The organism is Pseudoalteromonas sp. R86517 (assembly GCF_042466295.1).
GTDB lineage: Bacteria > Pseudomonadota > Gammaproteobacteria > Enterobacterales > Alteromonadaceae > Pseudoalteromonas > Pseudoalteromonas atlantica.
The window spans coordinates 3,408,707-3,427,709 of sequence record NZ_JAXHCB010000001.1; the positions used below are offsets into that span (position 1 = coordinate 3,408,707).

At 41.6% G+C, this 19,003-nt stretch carries 14 protein-coding genes; 3 read left to right on the forward strand and 11 right to left on the reverse strand.

Going from position 1 to position 19,003, the window contains the following annotated elements; genetic code table 11:
- The first annotated feature begins 5 nt into the window (after positions 1 to 5).
- The 3 genes from SJY38_RS15380 to fusA all read left to right on the forward strand — a co-directional run bounded on the left by SJY38_RS15380 (position 6) and on the right by fusA (position 4,660).
- Positions 6 to 1,628: an ATP-binding protein gene (locus tag SJY38_RS15380; protein ID WP_377110134.1), complete on the forward strand. Its 1,623-nt coding sequence runs from the start codon at positions 6 to 8 to the stop codon at positions 1,626 to 1,628.
- 16 nt (positions 1,629 to 1,644) lie between these two features.
- Positions 1,645 to 2,370, forward strand: coding sequence for a response regulator (locus SJY38_RS15385; RefSeq protein ID WP_377110135.1), 726 nt, complete (start codon positions 1,645 to 1,647; stop codon positions 2,368 to 2,370).
- Between the two features lie 205 nt (positions 2,371 to 2,575).
- Positions 2,576 to 4,660 carry an elongation factor G gene (fusA, locus tag SJY38_RS15390; RefSeq protein ID WP_377110136.1) on the forward strand — a complete coding sequence of 695 codons (2,085 nt, stop codon included), beginning with the start codon at positions 2,576 to 2,578 and terminating at the stop codon, positions 4,658 to 4,660.
- 352 nt (positions 4,661 to 5,012) lie between these two features.
- On the opposite strand, the gene mdoH is transcribed toward fusA, so the two are convergent.
- The 11 genes from mdoH to ubiB all read right to left on the reverse strand — a co-directional run bounded on the left by mdoH (position 5,013) and on the right by ubiB (position 19,000).
- Positions 5,013 to 6,974: a glucans biosynthesis glucosyltransferase MdoH gene (gene mdoH / locus SJY38_RS15395; RefSeq protein ID WP_286741312.1), complete on the reverse strand. Its 1,962-nt coding sequence runs from the start codon at positions 6,972 to 6,974 to the stop codon at positions 5,013 to 5,015.
- Entirely contained in the window at positions 6,946 to 8,565 is a 1,620-nt protein-coding gene (locus SJY38_RS15400; RefSeq protein WP_286741311.1) for a glucan biosynthesis protein, read from the reverse strand. Before SJY38_RS15400 ends, mdoH begins: the two co-directional genes overlap by 29 nt.
- Positions 8,566 to 8,890: 325 nt before the next feature.
- Positions 8,891 to 11,620: an ExeM/NucH family extracellular endonuclease gene (locus SJY38_RS15405; RefSeq protein ID WP_377110138.1), complete on the reverse strand. Its 2,730-nt coding sequence runs from the start codon at positions 11,618 to 11,620 to the stop codon at positions 8,891 to 8,893.
- Between the two features lie 130 nt (positions 11,621 to 11,750).
- Complete coding sequence (gene hemB, locus SJY38_RS15410) at positions 11,751 to 12,761, reverse strand: porphobilinogen synthase (protein ID WP_029772896.1); 1,011 nt, start codon at positions 12,759 to 12,761, stop codon at positions 11,751 to 11,753.
- A gap of 12 nt (positions 12,762 to 12,773) precedes the next feature.
- The gene (locus SJY38_RS15415; protein WP_377110140.1) at positions 12,774 to 14,621 is read right to left on the reverse strand and encodes a diguanylate cyclase; all 1,848 of its coding nucleotides are present in this window, start codon (positions 14,619 to 14,621) and stop codon (positions 12,774 to 12,776) included.
- Positions 14,621 to 15,406, reverse strand: a complete 786-nt coding sequence (locus SJY38_RS15420; RefSeq protein ID WP_055255450.1) for a TatD family hydrolase — start codon at positions 15,404 to 15,406, stop codon at positions 14,621 to 14,623. The genes SJY38_RS15415 and SJY38_RS15420 overlap by 1 nt, the downstream gene beginning before the upstream one ends.
- Positions 15,406 to 15,936: a hypothetical protein gene (locus SJY38_RS15425; protein ID WP_377110142.1), complete on the reverse strand. Its 531-nt coding sequence runs from the start codon at positions 15,934 to 15,936 to the stop codon at positions 15,406 to 15,408. Before SJY38_RS15425 ends, SJY38_RS15420 begins: the two co-directional genes overlap by 1 nt.
- A gap of 1 nt (position 15,937) precedes the next feature.
- Positions 15,938 to 16,678: a twin-arginine translocase subunit TatC gene (tatC, locus tag SJY38_RS15430; RefSeq protein ID WP_377110143.1), complete on the reverse strand. Its 741-nt coding sequence runs from the start codon at positions 16,676 to 16,678 to the stop codon at positions 15,938 to 15,940.
- A 48-nt stretch (positions 16,679 to 16,726) separates the two neighbouring features.
- Entirely contained in the window at positions 16,727 to 17,050 is a 324-nt protein-coding gene (gene tatB / locus SJY38_RS15435) for a Sec-independent protein translocase protein TatB (protein ID WP_232423994.1), read from the reverse strand.
- Positions 17,051 to 17,061: 11 nt separating this feature from the next.
- Positions 17,062 to 17,316, reverse strand: a complete 255-nt coding sequence (tatA, locus tag SJY38_RS15440) for a Sec-independent protein translocase subunit TatA (protein WP_004587475.1) — start codon at positions 17,314 to 17,316, stop codon at positions 17,062 to 17,064.
- Between the two features lie 79 nt (positions 17,317 to 17,395).
- On the reverse strand, positions 17,396 to 19,000 hold the full coding sequence (gene ubiB / locus SJY38_RS15445; RefSeq protein ID WP_377110144.1) for a ubiquinone biosynthesis regulatory protein kinase UbiB: 1,605 nt from the start codon (positions 18,998 to 19,000) through the stop codon (positions 17,396 to 17,398).
- Positions 19,001 to 19,003 lie beyond the last annotated feature (3 nt).

Genomic DNA, 19,003 nt, shown 5'->3' on the forward strand with positions numbered 1-19,003 from the left:
CGTTAATGACAAACACCAACAAACCAAGCCCATTGCAGAGCATGGTAAAAAAACCTAAACGATTAGAAACACGTTTAATTATTTGGGTAACTGGGCTATGTGTTTTACAAGCAATATTGTTTGGGGCGTTGGTGTATCAGCTTACGGCGCAAAGTTTACATAATCACATAGGTGATAAAGCACTCGCTGTAGCAAGTAGTGTCGCAACACGAACTGATGTAATAAATGCGTTAGAGGGAAAAGGTGATTTAACAGCATTTAATTTGCAAATAGAAAGCCTTACGGAGCTAACAAGCGCTGATTTTATAGTGGTTGGCGATATTAATGCACTGCGTATTATACATCCTGATGAGCACAAAGTTGGCAAACCTATGGTTGGAGGTGATAGTCAGGAGGCCCTTCAAGGCGAGCGCTATATATCGGTAGCTCATGGCAGCATGGGGGAGTCAATTCGCGGTAAAGTACCTGTATATAATGCTAACAATGAAATTATAGGCCTAGTGTCTGTTGGTTTTTTGGTGCAATCAATTGATCCGCTTATTTTATCTCGTAGTGCTGAAATACTTATTTGGGGGCTGATGCTTGTTGGTTTAAGTATTATTGCCGCGGTTTATATTGGTCAACGAGTACGTAATGCTATATTTGGTTTGCAACCAGATGAGATAGCAAGATTATTTTCAGAGCAGGATGCTATTTTAAACACTGTACGTAGCGGCATTATTGCACTGGAGCCTGATGGAACCGTGCGTAAACTAAATCAACGTGCCTGCGAAATACTTGATAAGCCTACATCTACAATCCATAAAAACCTTACTCTAGAAGACCTATTGCCTGAGCATGCTGAGTTTTTACTGCGCAATCAAAGCCGCAAAATTGTTGGGTTTGAGTTATTTGCTGCAGATAAACGAATTATTTTGTCGCGGTTTTCTTTACAAGTTCAAGGTCAGGGTGATGGTATTTTGCTCAGTATGCGCCCGTCTGATGAACTGGAATATTTAAGTCAGCAGCTAACAAAAGTACAAGCATTTGCTGAGTTACTTCGTGTTCAAACACATGATTACTCGAATAAATTAAACCTAATTGGTGCTTTAGTACAAATGGGCAAAAACGAGCAAGCAATTGAACTTATAGGGCAGGAAAGTCAGGGTTCTCAAGCACAAATTCACAACTTACTTGAGCGGATTCAAGACCCCGTATTAGCTGGTTTATTGGTGGGAAAATACCACAAAGCACGAGAGCTTAATGTTGCTCTTGAGCTTAACCAAGATAGTTTGCTTGGTGTTATAGAACGTAAGGATATGCTTGAACGAGTGGTTTCTATTTTAGGCAATTTAATAGATAACGCCATTGAAGCTGCTATTAGAGCATCTGATACTCGCCCTGCTAAAGTAAGGGTAACAGTTGACGAAACCAGTCAAACTTTATTGTTTGATGTGGAAGATACAGGGTTTGGTTTAGGCTCTGATCATGAAGTCATTTTTACGCCTCAATTTAGTTCTAAGTCTGGGGCGCAACACGGTATTGGTTTGTACTTAGTAAAAACCAATTTAGACTCCTGTCGTGGTAGTTTAGAAATTGGTGAGTCGGATTTATTAGGGGCGCGGTTAAGTGTTTATATTCCAAAATAATAAGAGTAATTAAGCAATGATCTATTCTGTAATTATAATTGAAGACGAAGTTGAAGTTGCACAGCTAATTGCCCAGTACTTATTACTGCCGGGGGGCGCTGCGGGAAGTCAAATTGCAAAACAGAGTTTACGCCAAGGACAGTACCAAGTGGTTGGAATTGCAGGTAATTTAAGTACTGCAACAGCTCTGTTGCAAGCGATAGAGGCAGATCTTATTTTACTCGATATACATTTACCTGATGGTAACGGACTCGATTTATTATCAGATTTACGGCGTCGTGAAATTAAGAGCGAAGTGATGCTACTAACGGCTGCCAAAGAAGTTGAAACACTTGAAAAAGCAATGCAACTTGGTGCCTGTGATTTTTTAGTTAAACCGTTAATGTTAAATAGATTAGATCAAGCTCTTTCGCGCTTTGAGGCGCGTCAACAGTGTTTTTCTGATGCAAACGAAGTGACCCAATCAATGGTTGATGTGTTATTCGGCTCAAAAGAGAAAAAACAGGGTGCTATTAGGTTGCCCAAAGGCGTTGACCAGCTTACATTGCAAAAAATCCATGATGCATTCGTACAGCATGATTCAAGTGCATTTACTGCTCAGCAAATGGGCGATTTAGTGGGGGTAAGCCGCTCAACTGCTCGTCGCTATTTAGAGTTTTTATTAGAGTCTGAAAAGTTAAGTGCTGATCAAAGCTACGGTAGTATTGGCAGGCCAGAGCGTTGTTACAAAATAATTAAGTAACTGAGTGTCCTTCAGATTACAAGAATAAAACATAATCTTTTTAATGGGTTACATAATAATCAGTGCTATTTAACCAGTGCTTGATGTAAATCTAGAAAAATTTTATTGAATTGATTGCATTTTAAGCGACTTGTATGGTGATGTTCGCTTTAAGTAATGCTATACTCCCGCCGAATAATTTATCGACTTTATTAAGAGTAAAATAATGGCAGATTTATCGAAGTACAGAAACATTGGTATTTTCGCGCACGTTGATGCGGGTAAAACCACTACTACTGAGCGTATCCTGAAGCTTACAGGTACTATCCATAAAACAGGTGAGGTTCATGATGGTGAATCTACTACTGACTTCATGGATCAAGAAGCTGAGCGCGGTATTACTATCCAGTCTGCGGCAGTAAGCTGTTTCTGGAAAGATCACCGTTTCAACGTTATCGATACTCCTGGACACGTTGACTTCACAGTTGAAGTTTACCGTTCACTTAAAGTATTAGACGGCGGTGTTGGTGTATTCTGTGGTTCTGGTGGTGTTGAGCCACAATCAGAAACTAACTGGCGTTACGCTAACGAATCAGAAGTTGCACGTATTATCTTCGTAAACAAATTAGACCGTATGGGTGCTGATTTTTACCGTGTAACTGAGCAAGTACGTAAAGTACTTGGTGCTGTACCACTAGTTATGACTTTACCAATCGGTATTGAAGATGACTTCGTTGGTGTTGTAGACGTTCTTACTAAAAAAGCATACGTTTGGGATGACACTGGTCTTCCTGAAAACTACGAAATCACAGACGTTCCTGCAGACATGGTTGACAAAGTAGACGAATACCATGAAATGCTTATCGAAACTGCTGTAGAGCAAGACGATGACCTAATGGAAGCGTACATGGAAGGTGAAGTACCTTCTTTAGAAGATATCAAGCGTTGTATCCGTAAAGGTACTCGTGACCTTGCTTTCTTCCCTACATTCTGTGGTTCTGCATTCAAAAACAAAGGTGTTCAACTAGTACTTGACGCTGTTGTTGATTACTTACCATCTCCTACAGAAGTTGACCCTCAACCTCTTATGGATGAAGAAGGTAACGAAACTGGCGACCATGCAATCGTATCTGCTGATGAGTCTTTCAAAGCATTAGCATTTAAGATCATGGATGACCGTTTTGGTGCATTAACATTCGTACGTATTTACTCAGGTAAACTTAACAAGGGTGACACTATCCTTAACTCGTTTACTGGTAAAACAGAGCGTGTTGGCCGTATGGTTGAGATGCAAGCTGACGAACGTAAAGAGTTAACTAGCGCACAAGCTGGTGACATCATTGCAATCGTAGGTATGAAAAACGTTCAAACTGGTCACACTCTATGTGATCCGAAAGACAAAGTAACTCTAGAGCCAATGGTATTCCCAACTCCAGTAATCTCGATTGCTGTACAGCCTAAAGATAAAGGCGGTAATGAGAAAATGGGTATTGCTATCGGTAAAATGGTTGCAGAAGATCCGTCTTTCCAAGTTGAGACTGATGAAGATTCAGGCGAAACTATCCTTAAAGGTATGGGTGAGCTTCACTTAGATATCAAAGTAGATATCCTTAAGCGTACTTACGGCGTAGACCTTATTGTTGGTCAACCACAGGTTGCTTACCGTGAAACTATCACTCGTGAAATCGAAGATAGCTACACGCATAAGAAACAATCTGGTGGTTCTGGTCAGTTCGGTAAAATTGATTACCGCATCAAGCCAGGCGAAGCGAATTCAGGCTTCACGTTCACTTCATCAGTTGTTGGTGGTAACGTACCGAAAGAATTCTGGCCTGCAGTTGAGAAAGGCTTCAAGTCAATGATGAACGAAGGTGTTCTAGCTGGCTTCCCAGTACTTGACGTTGAAGTCGAACTTTTCGACGGTGGCTTCCACGCCGTGGATTCATCTGCAATCGCATTCGAAATCGCTGCTAAAGGCGCTTTCCGTCAATCGATCCCTAAAGCGGGCGCACAACTTCTTGAGCCAATCATGAAAGTTGACGTGTTCACTCCAGAAGATCACGTTGGTGACGTAATCGGTGACCTTAACCGTCGTCGTGGTATGCTAAGCGACCAAGAAGCTGGTTTAACTGGCGTTCGCATTAAAGCAGACGTTCCGTTATCAGAAATGTTTGGTTACATCGGTTCACTACGTACAATGACATCAGGTCGTGGTCAGTTCTCTATGGAGTTCTCACACTACGCAGCATGTCCACAAAACGTAGCTGACACTGTAATCGCTGCAGAAAAAGAGAAAAAAGCAGCTAAGTAATTAGCTCTGTAACTCTTTAAAAAAACCCGCACATGTTGCGGGTTTTTTATTGCCTACGATTTAATTACTCTTTGAGTTAGCGTCTCTCAAAAACAGTAATACCAACATTAGAAGCCTAAATAAAAGGCTGCTTAAAGCGGTGCGCAATATATGGTATTTAAAGCTGAAGTGACCGTAGGAGCAATGGCTGCTTAGCTTCGCACAGAGTGCGTAAGAGCGCTCACTTAATACAGTAAGTTACACATGGGTTAGTGAGGCGCAGTTATGAAAGGGAAGTTGTATAGCGGCTTATTTTAGGTATAAAAAAAGGAGCAATTATGCTCCTTTTTGTATTTAGTGCGTGCCCATTGCGCTAATTAAACTTCTTAATTGCTTTAGCTCTTAGCGCTTTCATCTTTGGCAAGCGAGGCTTATTAAAGCTTTGTATTGGCATAACCACTAAATGCTCTTGTGGCAGGGCTGGCACCGTTTTAGGGTATTGCCCAGGCTCTGGTACCGAAATCTCTTTTAAATGCACTTTAAGGTTGTTTAGCATAGGGTCGTTATCAACTTCGCTAGGGCAAATAAATATTCCCATTTTACGCAGTTGCACACCTAACTTAATGCTACTGGTGTAGCGTATTATTGGCGCTCCAAGTAATAGACCGAGTAATATAGGCGATAACCACCAAAAGAACACTGGCGTAAAGTAATAGGCTGTAGCGCCCCATACTATGGCAACCAAGGTAGAAAATAGTGTGTAATTAAACGCTTCTTTCCACGGTACCATGCGGCCTTCGCGCGGTTGTGCATCCCACTTAACTTTTTTACCCAAAAATACACACACTACAAAGTAAGCATGAAACACCATCATAAGTGGTGCCACAATAATGGCAAATACAGTCTCTATTATTGAGCCTAATATTAATTTAAACGAGCCGCCAAAGCGCTTATTTCTGTGCACTAGCGTAACAATTACACCCATTAATTTAGGCACCAATAATATAATAATGGTTAAATAAAGTAGTGAATCAATTAGGTCTGTTTTAGCTATTTGCCACGTTGGGAATAACTGATAAACCCGATTAAAGTACACATCGCTATTTAATGCACGTGTTACCGCATCTATGGTGCTTAGTGCCAGCATAGATAACCAAATAAGCGATGAAATATAAGCGGTTGCGCCTAATAAAAAGTGAAACTTACTCATTAACTTTAATTTAGACGAGCCTAATAAACCAAGATGCTGAATGTTACCTTGCACCCAACGTCTGTCGCGTATGGCATAATCTAAAATGTTACTTGGTACTTCTTCGTAGCTACCTTCAATATCGCTAAGTAATAGAACATCCCAGCCTGCACTGTGCAGTAGTGAAGCTTCTACAAAGTCATGACTTAAAATTTCGCCACCAAAGGGGGCATTGCCTTCAAGCGTAGGTAAACCACAATAGTTAATAAATGCTTCAACACGAATAATGGCATTGTGGCCCCAATAATTAGCTTTGTCGGTTTGCCAAAAAGCAGACCCCGTTGCCAGCATTGGGCTGTAAAGCACAGAGGCAAATTGTAAAAAACGACCAAAGTAGGTGTCTTGACGAACTGGAATAGGGATAGTTTGAATTAAGCCAGCTTGCGGGTTGTTGATCATGCTTGTGGTCAGCTCTAGCATACATTTGCCCGTCATTACGCTGTCGGCATCAAGTACAATCATGTGATCGTATTGGCTGCCCCAGCGCTCGCAAAAGTCGGTTAAGTTACCTACTTTACGGTGTTTATTATCTTCGCGGCGACGATAGAAAACCTGTTTTGCAGTATCGCCTAAACGCTCACATAAAGCATGCCATGCGCTTAGCTCGTTTTGTGCTATTTCAGGATCTTGCGTGTCGCTAAGTAAATAAAAGTCAAAATTGGCAAGTTGCCCAGTCTCTTTTAGCGATTGTAAGCTCACTTCAAAGCCGGCAATAACACGGTGCGTGTCTTCGTTATAGATAGGCATAACTACCGCGGTTTTTTGCTGTGCAAGCGCGGTATTGTCAAACTCAATAGGCTTAATGCGTCTTAGGGTGAGCGGGTCAATACGAAATAATTGCAGTACAAATCCTATCGTGCCGCTACAAAATGCCGTAACAATCCATGCAAAGGTTATTGAAAATAAAACCAATAGCGCGTATTCAAGCAAGGTCATTCCGTTTGAGCTTAAAATTTCAAACATAATGGAGATGCCGTACCCTGAAACAGTGAGTGCAGCAATAGCAAATAACCATACGCGCAGTGTTTTGAATGGCATGGGTGTGCCCTTTACTTTATTACTTGATGTCATTTGGGTACCAAACATAGCTCCATACCTCACTAATTTCTTTATCACGAAGTTTTAACGATAAACGCATATCTACGGGTTGATCGTCCTGTGGTGCAATTTTAAACGCTACTCGCCAACCAAGAGATTTAGGAAGTTTTTGCACTGTTACATCCCTTACTTCACCTGTTGTAAGCTGAATGTCGGCTTCAAGTGTTAGCTTTTCAGACAGGTTGTTTAAATCGGGGCCTGCAAAGTCAACGGTAAACTGGCGATGGCTTTGCGGTGGTGGATTATCTTCACCTGGCAGTGCTGCGCTACCAATACGTGTGCGTGTTACACGCGCCTTTTGGTGTTGAGTTAAATGGGCGTTAAAGGTGCTCATTTTGTAGCTTAGCTTTAATGAATCACCAGCTTTCATTGGCTTTTCAGGCACCCAGTAACTCACTATATTGTCGTTTGTTTCTGTGTCTGTTGGTATTTCTACTAGCTCAACCCGGCCATTTCCCCATTCACCTTTTGGCTCTATCCACAGACTTGGACGGTCGTGGTAGTGCGCTTCAGTGTCTAGGTAATTGTTAAAGTCACGGTCACGCTGTGCTAAACCAAACCCCTTAGGGTTGGTGTACGAAAACGAAGTAACGCTTAACTGTGTTGGGTTGTTAAGCGGGCGCCATACCCATTTGTTATCGGCTGACTGTGTTAACAAGCCGTCTGAGTCATGCACTTCTGGGCGGTAGTCATCAAAAAACTTAGTGCTGTTTTCACCGTGGTAAAACATACTTGTTAAAGGGGCTACGCCTAGCTTTTTAATATCTTTACGGGCAAAAATTTGCATATCAACTTCAACTAACATGCTGGTTGTTGGGTCAATATCAAATTTGTAAGCGCCTGATACCGAAGGGCTATCAAGCAATGCAAAAATAGTGATGTTAGTTTGCTCAGCCTGGGGCTTAACAAGCCAAAACTCTTTAAACATAGGGAACTCTTCACCCGATGTTTCCGCGGTATCGATTGCTAATCCGCGTGCTGATAAACCATATACTTGATTAGGACCAACAACTCTAAAATAAGAGGCCCCTTGAAACACCATTACCTCATCTTTGTATTCGTTTGTGTTAATTGGGTAATGTAAGCGAAAGCCTGCATGGCCTAGTTGTGTGCCGGCTACGCTTTTTGCTATTTCGTCTTTTAAAGGGGCGGCTGTGCCATCGTATTGATAAAAATCAGTACTAAAAGGTAGGCGGTTACGTTTTGAGTCGCCTTCTACGGTATTAATTGTTACCGGTGTTTTATATAAAAAACCAGGGTGAAAGAGTTGTAGCTCATACAGGCCTTCATCTTTCCACACTGATTTGTCCTGCTTAAATCGAATTGAGCGGTAATCTTGGTAATCAATGTTATTTAATGCTTCTAGCTCTATATTTTTTGGAGGTGCATATTCTTGTTCGGCTAGTTTTTTAGCGCGGGCGCTTATTACTTCAAATAGGCTTTCTTGCGGAATTGCTGCATCAACACTTGCTGCTATTGCCTGCGTGCTATAGCCCCAGCCAGAAAAAATAAAAAGTAGACCCAATAATGGCGTTGCTTTTTTCTGCCAAGTAGGAGGTGTTTGGGTTAATTGTTTCATTTCCATTCCTTTATAAAAACACGACTTATTTTTACGCTTAGGGTTTGTTACTTAACTACTACACAAGGGTGACGAACTTATAGTGCAACTTTTAATCCGTAAATAAAGTGTTTACATTTCAACAGTTAAATTTATTAAAAAGGGTTTTAACTACGGCTTATGTGTAAAAAATACTCATTTAATGTATTTGTTGCGCGGCTAATTCTATTAATAGTTAATAAACGGTATGGAAGATATTAAGGGTTGTTTACTGAAGCTTGTCTGAATTACATTTTTATAAGCATAAAAAAAGCCGCAAAAATGCGGCTTTAAAACAAATCACTCGTTATTTTTTCTTAAATCTGCGCACTAATGAAAGTGGTGCTAATAAAAGAGATAACCAAAGCAATGAGCCTGAGTCGTTATCGTCATCACCACGTAGGTTGTTTACTCTTACTACAACCGTTTGTGCTTCAGATACGTTACCTACAGTATCCTCTGCTTGTACTGTAAGGGTAATACGATTTTCAAACTCGTAGTCTACTTCGCTTGCAACAATTAACTGACCTTGCTCGTTAATTGATACAGAATCGTTACCTGATACGATAAATTTAACCACAGGTGATACATCAGCGTTAGGGTCACTAAAATCAAGTGTGCCAATCACAGTGCCTACAGCGCTGTTTTCATCTACTGTGAATATTTGATCAGGTGCAATTACCGGTGTTTGCTCTTCAGGGGTAAGTACTACTTCAGATTTTATATCAACAATAACTGGGTCGTGATCAGATGCACGGTATGGCCCTTCTGCGTATAGCGTAGATTGATGACCTTCGCTTTTATACTCTAGGTTGTAATCAAGCACGATAGGCTCATCAGCATTGATATGCCAATCATTTGCTGCAACAACTTTGCTTAGTAAAGACTCGGTTGCTAAAGCATGGTCAAGGCTACCTGCACGACCAGAGAAGCTATAAGAGTAGCTTAGTGTATCGCCATCAAGCTCTGCGACTACGTTTTTATAGCCTTTTTCATCAAACTTACGGATTGGATCTTCCATTGCATAAGCGTTCATATCACCAACAAGAATGATATCTTCGTCATCTACGCCAGTAGGTTTGTTGTCTAACCAATCAGTAAACGCATCAGCAGCTTCGGTACGAATTTCATTCCAACAGCCTTGGCCATCACCTAGGTCGTCGTTGTTATCATCACCACAGCTCCCTTTAGATTTAAGGTGGGCTACAGAAACAGTAAATACTTCATCTGTTGAAAGTGACTTAAAGCTTTGTGCAATTGGGGCACGGTTGCTGTAATCAAACGGGTAATCAGTAGTAATAGCGGCTGTGCCTACTTCTTCTACTTTATCTGCGCGGTAAATAAGGGCAGTGGTGATTTCGTCGGTACCAATTTGGGCTACGTTAAAATCTACAAACGCGTAGTTGTTAGCGCTGTCAGCATCGTTTAATGCATTTACTAAACTTGCTATAGCACTGAACTCACCAAAGCCATCATTTTCAATTTCCATTAAGCCAACAACATCAGCTTGCATTGCACTAATAGCACTTACAAGTTTTGCTTCTTGACGTACAAACTCTTCTTCTGAGTCTGCACCACGGCTAGTAGGGAAACCACCGCCTTGGCCATCACCGTTAAAGTAGTTAAGTACGTTAAAGCTGGCGATTCGTAAATCGGCTTCTTCACTTTGCTCAGGCGCATCTTCACGCGCATTAGTCGCTATAAACTGTGGTGTAACTGTTGGGTGAATGCGATACGTGCTAAAGCTGTATGTAACTACCCCTGTTACCGCATTTACAGTATCGCCGGTACGTAGAGTATTTTCTGCCGATAGGCCTGGCGCTGGGTAAGCCGTTGGATCTGAGTTTTGAGCTGTAGAGCCATCATCTAATAAGATTTTTTTAGTCAAGTTAGCCGCTTCAACAGCATTGGCTGCATCACCTGGCAATGCAACTTGAGTACCTTGGTATAAACGCTCAGTGGCTAGCTCTACTTCACCATAGCGACCTAAGCCGTAGTTGTTAGTAACTACAAGTGTTTGATCTAGGCTTACTAGCATACCTTCATAAGCTTCTAGGTCAGCTTGGCTCTCTAAAGGTAAGCTTATTGAGGTTGCAGAGGCCACTTCGTCAGTACCACATACTGCAATTTGTGTTACATCTGCAAGTTGTGTTGAATCATAGTATTCATCAACCGTACCTTGTACGCGCACGTGGTCACCTACATTTACATCGGTATCAGTAAAGTATACAAATAGACCTTCAGAGGTCATTGGGTCGTTATCTACATCTGCAGCAAGCGAGGTCACAAAGAAACCATCTAAGCCATCTTCACCTTGAAAATCGGCAGTGACAATACCTTCAATTTCAACAAGGGTATCTACTAACGGGCTTGCTTCACCAGAACCTTGCACAGCGCTAATTAGCGTTTTATCTGCGCCACATACAAGCGGTTCTAATGGTTCTGGCTCAGGGTCTGGCGCAGGAGCCGTACCACCATCGCCAGCATGCGAGCCTAAGCCGTCAAAGGTGTCAATATCAAACTGTTCCCATTCATCGCTAGGATTAAAAGTTGCAGTTGAGTCAGTTCGACCCGTTGTGATGCTATTTTTTCTTCGTAAGGTTTTATTTTGAGTTTGTACGGTATCATCAGACCAAAAAGAGCCAGGATCAACACCCACTTGGCCAAAGCTATCAACCACCACACCATCTTTAGTTAAAACAAGGGCATCGTCACCGTTGTAGTAAGTTACTGTGCTGGTTTCATCTGCAATATCAAGAATGGCAGCGTCAGCACTAGGGTTTGAAATTATATAGGTGGTATTGGCAGCCAATGTGCCTGATAAATCAATTGAGTTACCTACCGAACTACTACCATTTGAATAAAGTCCTAAAGTATAACCTTCAAGAGAAAGCTCTGTATCAGCATTGTTATAAAGCTCAATCGCTTTATTGTTGCTGCTGCCTTCGATGTATTCAGAAATGATTAGATCGGCGGAGGCTGGTGCACTGAGGCTTGCTAATACAAGCGCCAGTGGCGTTATTTTCGTTTTTAACATTTTTTATTATTCCCGTGTATTTAAATCCCAAAATGGGACACCAGTTTAGGCAATCTAAATGACAAAAAGAATACAAATATGTTAATGATTGTAAAAAAATTAAGGCGGCGTACCGCCTTTGATAACATGTTTACTTATTTTGCAGCCATTGCGCGGCCTGCTTGGCAAAATACGTTAAAATACCATCCGCTCCGGCGCGTTTAAATGCCAGTAATGATTCCATAATTGTGGCTTCTTCACTCAACCAGCCGTTATCGATTGCCGCTTTGTGCATTGCATATTCGCCACTGACCTGATATGCGAAAGTAGGTACACCAAATTCATCTTTAACACGACGAACAATATCAAGGTACGGCATACCGGGTTTCACCATCACCATGTCGGCGCCTTCTTGTAAATCAAGTGCCACTTCACGAATTGCCTCATCAGAGTTGGCAGGATCCATTTGATACGTTTTTTTGTCGGCCCCTTTCAAGTTACCTGCAGAGCCAACAGCGTCTCTAAACGGCCCGTAATAGCTAGAGGCATATTTAGCTGAGTAAGCCATTATGCGTGTGTGAATATGTCCATCTGCTTCAAGTGCTTCGCGAATAGCACCAATACGGCCATCCATCATGTCAGAGGGTGCAACCACATCTGCGCCTGCCTCGGCGTGAGAAAGCGCCTGCTTAACAAGAATTTCAGTGGTTATGTCATTAATTACATAACCTTCATCATCAATAATGCCGTCTTGGCCATGAGTAGTGAATGGGTCAAGGGCTACATCGGTAATAACCCCAAGCTCAGGAAAAGCTTCTTTTAAAGCACGAACTGTGCGTTGTGCTAAGCCATCTTCACTGTAGGCTTCTTCGGCCATCAAAGATTTTTTGTCAGCAGGGGTTACCGGAAAAATAGCGACGGCAGGTACACCTAAATCTACAAGCTCTTTAGCTTCTTCAAGCAATAAATCAATTGATAAACGCTCAATTCCTGGCATTGATTCAATTGCTTCGCGGCGGTTTTTACCTTCAAGTACAAATACCGGAAAAATTAAATCGTTTACCGATAGTTGGTTTTCGGCCATTAAACGGCGAGAAAAATCACTGCGGCGCATTCTACGCATGCGGGTATATGGGAAAAGGTCGAGTCCTGATTGGGCCATGTTACTAAGCTCCTACTGTGGAATTGGAAAACTAATTACTTGATTTCGGCCATGTTGTTTAGCGAAATAGAGCGCTTTATCTGCGTCGTCTGTAAATAGCTCAGGGTTACTAATATCGTTTACTACAGCGCTGTTTACGCCAGCACTAATGGTTACTTTTACGGATGTTCCGGCTACGTTTACGGTATTACTCTCTACGGCTTGGCGAATTTTTTCAGCAATATCAACAGCCCCCTCTTTTGGAGTGTTAGGTAGCAAAACAACAAACTCTTCGCCGCCGTAGCGAGCCACTTCATCCAACGGGCGTTTTAAATGCTGTTTTATAATGTCGGCTACAGCGCGTATTACTTGGTCGCCGGTTAAGTGCCCGTAGTTATCATTTACGCGTTTAAACCGGTCTATATCGAGCATAATCATACTCAAAGGCGTTTGTTCACGCCGAGAGCGACGCAGTTCCATCACTAATTTTTTATCAAAAAAGCGACGATTTTTAACGCCACTCAGCGCGTCTTCCATATTAAGTAGCTCAAGCTCGCGGTTTTTATCTTCTAGTTCACGCAAAGTGACTTGTAACTCAAAGGTGCGCTCATCAACTAACGACTCTAATTCTTTTTGTGTTTGGGCTTGCAGCGCGAGTCGCTCATTTAATAGTGTATCTTGGGCTGCATTTTCAGCAATCAAGGTTTGTTGAGCAATAACTTGTTCATCACGCTCTAAAATAAAGCGCTTCATAACGCCATAACATAGGCAAAATGTACTACCAAAAAAGCATATAAAAACAAAAGCTAAGCTACTTCTACCTAAAGGATATAAGCCAAATACAGCAATAATAAGGTACACCATAACAAGTAAAAATAGCATGAGTGCAATTAGCAGTGCTTGAATTGGTTTTGAAGGCGCGTTTTGCTGGCAGATGTAGGCGCTTACCAAGCAATAAACAATAACAATCGGGCTCGCCAGTAAGCTAAATGGGGTAAACACTGTGCTAGGTAAAGCCCACATAAACAGCAGGCTAATTGCGTAAATATTAGCAACAATGGTCTGCCATTTTAGTAGTTTAGAGGCTTTAGGTTGGCACAGTTGTTTTTGTAGTGGCACAAAAGCAAGCGTAGTGAGCATTAGTAAAACAGGTATCATTACTTGCTGTAATGAAGGCGAATTTGGATGAAAATAACGAGCGCCAAAACCGCATAAATAAGCCAGTAGCACACCTAAGGTCAGCGTAATAATGCCTGCATAAGCAAAATACAACTTGCGCGAAAACCCATACAAAACCAAGCAACTTATGGCCAATGAAAATAAAAAACCAATGAGTAAGCCATAAATTAAATTAAGTTTACCTTTATGCGCTAGGTAGGCATCTGGTTGCCATAAAGTCAGCGGGATGCGTAGCCCAGCACTGTTGTTAACCTTCATTATTACGGTGCTAATACTATTTGCCGGCAGCCTCAAGGTTGCTAATAAAGATTCACTTTTTATTAGCCGTGATGAGAGCTTAAAGTTATCGCCAGTTTGCATGTGTGAGAGCAGTGCTGAATTATAAAAATGAAAAATTTGCGCTTCATTTAACAGCGGGTTATCGAGCGATAAAATAGGGCTTATATTGTTATTTAAGGTATTTTTAACCGTAAACTTGACCCATACAGGGCGTTGTTCAAACCCTAAATTTAATGGCTTATCACTTACTATTTGCCAGTCGCTAACCTCATGGTAGGCATTGTTTGCTGTGGTGGGCGTAAACGAATAGCTCAGGGTGTCTATTTTTATTGATTTAAAATTTTCAGAAATTACGGGGTTTGCAACACTGCAAAATGAACAAAGGAGCATAAATAGGCTAAATAGCGCCTTTGGGCTTGTCATTAGCGACCTGCTATATCAAATAAGCTATAAAAGTTAGCCGTACTATGGGTGGCAATAGTACTTGGTTCAACGTTATAAAGCTTAGCGAGTGTTTCACACACATAGCTAAGATAGGCGGGCTCATTTTTACGTGATTTTGGTTTAGGGGTTATTGTGCGTGGAATTAAAAAAGGCGCATCGGTTTCTATTAATAACCGCTCAAGCGGGATACTTGGCACCAATTGTTGCAATGCTTTACCGCGGCGCTCATCACACACCCACCCAGTAATGCCAATATAAAGGCCTAATTCTAAATAGTCTTTAAGTGCTTGGGCATTGCCTGTAAAGCAATGCAGCACACCACGTACGTTATAGTTAGCCAAAATATTTAGCATATCTTCGCTTGCGTCACGTTCGTGTAAATAAACAGGTAAGTTTAGTTTTTCAGCTAACGCTAACTGGCGTTTTAATACGCTGCGCTGAATATCGCGAGGAGAAAAATCGCGATTATAATCAAGCCCACACTCACCAATGGCCACAACGCAATCGTTACTAGCGAGCTGCGTTAAAGTGGTTTCAAGTTCATCGGTGGCGTCTTTAGCGTCATGTGGATGCACGCCAGCAGTAGAAAACTGATTATATTGTTTTGCTAATGTAAGCGATTGTTCGCTACTAGGCACATCGCAGCCAATTAGTAGCATAGCTTGCACGCCCGCGGCATTTGCGCGGGCAATAATGGCCTGATGCTCACCTTCAAACTGGTGATTGGTTAAATTAACGCCGGCATCAACTAACGTGTAGGTCATTACTGAGTGCGCTTCACACGGATTGAGCGGTTTTGACCATCTTTACGAAGTAAAAAAGAATTAAATACACCGCGGCTAATAACCACTGTGTCTGACTCTTTTAATTTAAGACTGTCAGAGCCAATTTGACGCCATTGCTGATCGTTATCAAGGGTAATAATGAGCTCGCCATAAGGGGCTTTTCTAACTGATGATACTAATGCTGTGATATTTTCGTCTTTATCTTTAGTGCTCTCTTTATGCTCAAGGCCAAAATCATCTGCTTTAGCAGCAGGCGCCGCTTTAGAAACAGCTGCAACAGGTGCGCTTACGTTTGGCGATACATTGGTTACGGCTTTTGGTGGGGTAAGGGTTTTTTTCTCACTAGGCTTAGTAAGTGGTTTACCTGCCACTGTGTTGTCATAACATAGTAAACGGTTAAAGTCGTTTTCAATAAAGCTACATGCTTGCAAAGCTTGCACGTTAATTTCTTGCGCTGCAAACGTCGGTGCGCTTAGTAAAACCAGTAGTGAGAGTAGTTGTTTTTTCATTTTATTCCTCAGATTCCTGTTGTTCTTTAGCGCTATAAAATTTCGCTAAAATTAACCCTAGCTCAAATAAAAGCAGCATAGGAAGTGCTAATAGTGTTTGTGATAACACATCGGGCGGTGTTAAAAACATCGCCACAACAAATACAGCAACCACAATATAAGGGCGTTTTTGCTTTAAACTCTGCGTGGTTGTAGCGCCACTCCAACATAGCAACATTATGGCTACGGGTATTTCAAACGCCACACCAAATGCAAAAAATAGCTTAAGTACAAATCCTAAATAGCTACTAATATCCGGTGCTAGGGTCATCATTTGCGGCCCTACACTAGTAAAAAAGCCTAATATAATAGGAAGCACTATAAAGTAGCAAAAAGCGATACCGCCATAAAATAGCAAAATACTCGAGGCCAAAATTGGCATTAGCATGCGTTTTTCGTGTTGGTATAAGCCAGGTGCTATAAATCCCCAAATTTGATGCAATATCCACGGAATAGCGCCAAACAAGGCAACAAATAGCGTTAGCTTAAACGGTGCAAAAAACGGTGCCGTAACATCGGTAGCTATCATAGTGGCAGTGCTTGGTAAATGTGCGACTAAAGGGGCGGCTACAAACTCATATATATCATTGGCAAAATACACTAGGCCAATAAATATCACTAAAATACTAAAAAGTGATTTAATAAGCCGATCGCGCAGCTCAATTAAGTGAGCGACGAACCCTGATTTAGCTTGTTCAGACATTATTTTTTATACCACGTAATAAGTTGACCACAAATAGGGGAATTAATTTCACTTTTTTTCATCGAGTTGTTCGTTAGATGACGTGCTTGAAGTGTTTTTATAGCTATGAGTAACCGACTGCGCTGCTTTTTGCAGTTCATCAACCGATTGTTGTAGCTCAGGGCTTAAATCTTTAAGCTCTTGTTGCTCTGCTTTTTTTAGGTTTTCGTGAAGCTCGTGTATGCGTAGCTCTTCACTCACTTCTGCTTTAACTGAGTTGGCCATCGACTTAACGGTTTTTACCCAGCGCATTACGGTGCGAATGGCAACCGGTAACCGCTCAGGGCCAAGTACCACTAGGCCAACAATAAAAACAACAACGAGCTCCCACATTCCCATATTGCTTAAACCTTAGTATCGTCTTTGGTTTTTTCAGTGCTTTGTGTCTGTGTTGGCGCTGCTTTTTGAGACTCTTGGATTTGCTCAGCTTTTTCGCTTTCAGTCTCTTTAGTTTGGTCATCAGACATGGCTTTTTTAAACCCTTTTACTGCACCGCCTAAATCACCACCCATGCCGCGTAGTTTTTTAGTACCAAAAAGAAGTACGATAATCGCTAAAACAATCAATAATTGCCAAATACTAATGCCACCTAAACCCATGGTTATCTCCAACTGATAAATGCTTAAATGTTTATTTTAAGTACTAATTATACGCCCTGTGGCATAAATAGCACTTAGTTTATGTGTTACGCCACGCCACAATAAAGCTAATTGCAGACGCTGCTAATGTTACGCCTGCCGCTATGAGGTCGTGCTGCAGATAACACAGTGCCGATACAATCAGTGTAGCACTGCCAAATAGGCTAAGTACTAGCGCTTTGTGTGACACTTTACTTGGCTGAGAATGCTGCATTTGCGGACTACGTTTTAAATTTTGATAAATTAAATCAGGTAGTTCTGGCATTTTTTCAGCCCAAAATGGCAAGTTAGCATACATTTGTTTCATTACTGATAACGGTCCAACTTGTTGTTTTACCCAATCTTCTAAAAATGGCTTAGCGGTTTTCCACAAATCAAGCTGAGGATAAAGCTGACGCCCTAAGCCCTCAACGTATAATAACGTTTTTTGTAATAATACTAACTGCGGCTGTACTTGCATGTTAAAGCGGCGTGCGGTGTTAAATAAATTAACGAGTACATGACCAAACGATATCTCAGCCAGTGGCTTATTAAATATAGGTTCGCACACGGTACGAATTGCAAATTCAAACTCTTCTATGCTGGTATCGGGCGGAACCCAGCCCGAGTCAACATGTAGCTGAGCAACTTGGCGATAGTCACGATTAAAAAAGGCGATAAAGTTTTCTGCGAGATAGCGTTTATCTTCTTTGTTTAATGTGCCAACAATGCCACAGTCGATACCAATATACATGGGGTTTTCAGGGTGCTCGCGAGAGACAAATATATTGCCAGGGTGCATATCAGCATGAAAAAAACTGTCTCTAAATACTTGGGTAAAAAACACTTCTACACCGCGCTCAGCGAGTAATTTCATATTGGTATTTTGCGCAATTAACGACTCGGTATCTGAGACCGGAATTCCGTAAATACGCTCCATAACCAAAACGTTACTGCGGCTATAGTCGCTATAAACAGCCGGGATATATAACGAATCAGAGCCTTCAAAGTTACGCTTAAGTTGTATGCCATTTGCGCCTTCGCGCATTAAATCGAGCTCATCTAGCAAGGTTTTTTTATACTCTTTGACCACCTCGACAGGGCGTAACCTTTTTGCTTCGCTGTGTACATTGGCAAGCACTTTAGCGAGCTTTTCCATAAGTGCTAAGTCGGCATTAATTTGTGTTTTTATGTTTGGCCTAATCACTTTTATAACAACATCTTGGGTATTGTTATGGGCATCAACTAGCTTAGCAGTATGCACTTGCGCAATAGACGCTGAGGCCAATGGGGTTTGCGAAAACTCACTAAATAACTGGCTTATATCGCTAATTTCGAGCGCTTTTTCAATTATTTTTTGGGCAAGTTCGCCCTCAAAAGGCTCGACTTGGTCTTGCAAAAAAGCAAGCTCTAACGCAATGTCGTGAGGAAGTAAGTCTCGGCGGGTAGAAAGCATTTGGCCAAACTTAATCCACACTGGGCCAAGCTCTTGCAAGGCTAAGCGCAGGCGCAAGCCCGCTGGTTTATTTTTGTGCTGGTTACGTAACCAAAACAAGCTACCACGCGCAATTTTAGCGTACCAAGGTATTTTTTGTTTTGGTATTAACTCATCTAATCCGTAGCTAAGTAATGTTTTAGTGATGTAATACAATCGAGCAGTCGACACAAA

Bases quoted from the DNA above. Each gene is read 5' to 3' on its own strand.
- SJY38_RS15380 (WP_377110134.1), top strand. From the start codon at position 6: ATGACAAACACCAACAAACCAAGCCCATTGCAGAGCATGGTAAAAAAA.
- SJY38_RS15385 (WP_377110135.1), top strand. From the start codon at position 1,645: ATGATCTATTCTGTAATTATAATTGAAGACGAAGTTGAAGTTGCACAG.
- fusA (WP_377110136.1), top strand. From the start codon at position 2,576: ATGGCAGATTTATCGAAGTACAGAAACATTGGTATTTTCGCGCACGTT.
- mdoH (WP_286741312.1), bottom strand. From the start codon at position 6,974: ATGTTTGGTACCCAAATGACATCAAGTAATAAAGTAAAGGGCACACCC.
- SJY38_RS15400 (WP_286741311.1), bottom strand. From the start codon at position 8,565: ATGAAACAATTAACCCAAACACCTCCTACTTGGCAGAAAAAAGCAACG.
- SJY38_RS15405 (WP_377110138.1), bottom strand. From the start codon at position 11,620: ATGTTAAAAACGAAAATAACGCCACTGGCGCTTGTATTAGCAAGCCTC.
- hemB (WP_029772896.1), bottom strand. From the start codon at position 12,761: ATGGCCCAATCAGGACTCGACCTTTTCCCATATACCCGCATGCGTAGA.
- SJY38_RS15415 (WP_377110140.1), bottom strand. From the start codon at position 14,621: ATGACAAGCCCAAAGGCGCTATTTAGCCTATTTATGCTCCTTTGTTCA.
- SJY38_RS15420 (WP_055255450.1), bottom strand. From the start codon at position 15,406: ATGACCTACACGTTAGTTGATGCCGGCGTTAATTTAACCAATCACCAG.
- SJY38_RS15425 (WP_377110142.1), bottom strand. From the start codon at position 15,936: ATGAAAAAACAACTACTCTCACTACTGGTTTTACTAAGCGCACCGACG.
- tatC (WP_377110143.1), bottom strand. From the start codon at position 16,678: ATGTCTGAACAAGCTAAATCAGGGTTCGTCGCTCACTTAATTGAGCTG.
- tatB (WP_232423994.1), bottom strand. From the start codon at position 17,050: ATGTGGGAGCTCGTTGTTGTTTTTATTGTTGGCCTAGTGGTACTTGGC.
- tatA (WP_004587475.1), bottom strand. From the start codon at position 17,316: ATGGGTTTAGGTGGCATTAGTATTTGGCAATTATTGATTGTTTTAGCG.